A 2627-nucleotide genomic window follows, 5' to 3' on the forward strand; every position below is an offset into this window, starting at 1 on the left:
ACTCCGTTTGTTGGCGGATCTTGTAAGCTGTACGTCAGCACCTCTCCATCTGGATCAAACGCTGTAATTTGACTCGATACTGCCGTATCTTCGGTTGTAACCAACGTCACCACCACCGGACCTACTGGTGGATCATTTACTGGCAGAACCGTAATCATGATGGTGGAGATGGCTGTTCCTCCTTGGCCGTCGCTTACTAGTACGGTAAATTGGTCAGTTCCATTAAAGTTTGCATTCGGTGTATAGGTATACATCCCATCTAACCCTACGTTTACTATTCCGTTCACTGGAGCATTTTGTAACGAATAATCCAGCTGATTACCATCAATATCAGTTGCAATTACCATAGAAGTTACAGGTGTGTCTTCGTTAGTCGTCAACTGATAATTTGGAACAATTGGAGAATCATTTATTGGAATAACTGTAACGATAACTGATGCAGTAGCATTTCCTCCTAAGTTATCAGTTATATATACTACAAAAGCATCTGAACCGTTAAAGTTTGCATTCGGTGTATACGTAAATATTCCTGTATTAGAATCAATTGTTACTACTCCATTAATGGGTGGGTTTTCAATAGTGTAAACAAGTGGATTTCCATTTACATTAGTAGCAATTACTTGATTTGTTACTGGTGTGTCTTCATCAGTAGAGATTTGCAAATCCTGTGAAGTTGTAGTTCCGTTTGTTTCAAGGACCGTTACAAAAATAGTCGATAGTGCAGTGGCTCCTTCTGGGTCTGTTATTAATATGGTGAATTGATCATTACCTATGAAATTGTTATTAGGTGTATAAATGAATGTACCATCTTGATTTATGACGGCTGCACCATTATCTGGATTTTGTTGAAGAGTATAGGTTAGAGTAACGTTGTCAGGGTCTGAAGCAGGTATGCTGCTTGTAACAGGAAGATTAATGGTCGTTGTAACAGCTCTATCTCCTCCTACTGGCGGATCGTTTACAGGTACGATTGTTAAGGTCACAGTAGAAAGGGAAGTTCCTCCTTTACCATCTGATACCAGCACACCAAAAGTATCCATTCCGTTGTAATTTAAATTTGGTGTATAGGTAAATACTCCATTTGCCCCTAATACAACACTTCCATTTGACGGAGGCGGATTCAGCAAAGTAAATGTCAACGGATCCCCATCTGGATCAAAAGCTGGAATTTGATTTGTAAGAGGTGTATCTTCATTAATTGTAAATGCTAAATCAGCGGTGATTGGAGGGTCATTCACTGGAATTACGTTTATTGTAACGGTCGAAACCGCCGTTCCCCCCTGACCATCTGACACCAATACCGTAAATTGATCTGTCCCATTAAAATCTAGGTTTGGCTGGTAGCTAAATGTTCCATCTCCATTCACCACAGCTACTCCGTTTACTGGCGCAACCTGTAGCTGATAACTAAGAGGATTTCCATCCACATCTGTCCCTACCACTACTCCTACCACAGGACTATCTTCCTGCGTGCTGAACGTGTAGTTTGGCACCGTTGGTGCATCATTCACTGGCGTGACTGTTACCGTCACCGTTGAAACTGCCGTGCCGCCTTGACCATCGGACACCAACACTGTAAACTGATCCGTCCCATTAAAGTTCAGGTTCGGCTGATAACTAAACGTTCCATCCGTATTCACCACGGCCACTCCGTTGCCCGGTGCCGTTTGTAAGCTAAACGTTAACGGATTTCCATCGGGATCTACCGCCACTACTTGATTGATTAACGTGCTATCTTCCGCAATCGTAAAGCTCACATTGGACGTAATTGGGGGATCATTGACAGGGATAACGTTGATGGTCACCGTTGAAACCGCCGTTCCTCCCTGACCATCTGACACCAATACCGTAAATTGATCTGTCCCATTAAAGTTCAGGTTCGGCTGGTAGCTAAACGTTCCATCTGCGTTCACTGCAGCTATTCCATTTGTTGGACCATTTTGCTGCTGGTAACTAAGAGGATTCCCATCCACATCCGTTCCTACCACTGCTCCTACCACAGGGCTGTCTTCTTGCGTACTAAACGTGTAATTTGGCACCGTCGGTGCATCATTCACTGGCGTGACTATTACCGTCACCGTTGAAACTGCCGTTCCTCCTTGGCCATCTGACACCAACACTGTAAACTGATCCGTCCCATTAAAGTTCAGGTTCGGCTGGTAGCTAAACGTTCCATCCGTATTCACCACGGCCACTCCGTTGCCCGGTGCCGTTTGTAAGCTAAACGTTAACGGATTTCCATCGGGATCTACCGCCACTACTTGATTGATTAACGTGCTATCTTCCGCAATCGTAAAGCTCACATTGGACGTAATTGGGGGATCATTGACAGGGATAACATTAATGGTCACCGTTGAAACTGCCGTTCCTCCCTGACCGTCTGACACCAATACCGTAAACTGATCCGTCCCATTAAAATTCAAGTTTGGTTGATAACTAAACGTTCCATCTGCATTCACTGCAGCTATTCCATTTGTTGGACCATTTTGCTGCTGATAACTAAGAGGATTTCCATCCACATCCGTTCCTACCACTGCTCCTACCACAGGGCTGTCTTCTTGCGTACTAAACGTGTAATTTGGCACCGTCGGTGCATCATTCACTGGCGTGACTATTACCGTCACCGT

1 protein-coding gene is annotated in these 2627 nt (G+C 44.2%); it reads right to left on the bottom strand.

What is annotated here, in order from left to right; genetic code table 11:
• A partial coding sequence (locus tag ACRPLY_RS26725) for a tandem-95 repeat protein (protein WP_432232220.1) occupies positions 1-2627 on the bottom strand: 2627 nt, incomplete at both ends.

The organism is Priestia sp. TGN 0903, assembly GCF_050846855.1.
GTDB classification, from domain to species: Bacteria; Bacillota; Bacilli; order Bacillales; family Bacillaceae_H; genus Priestia; species Priestia zanthoxyli.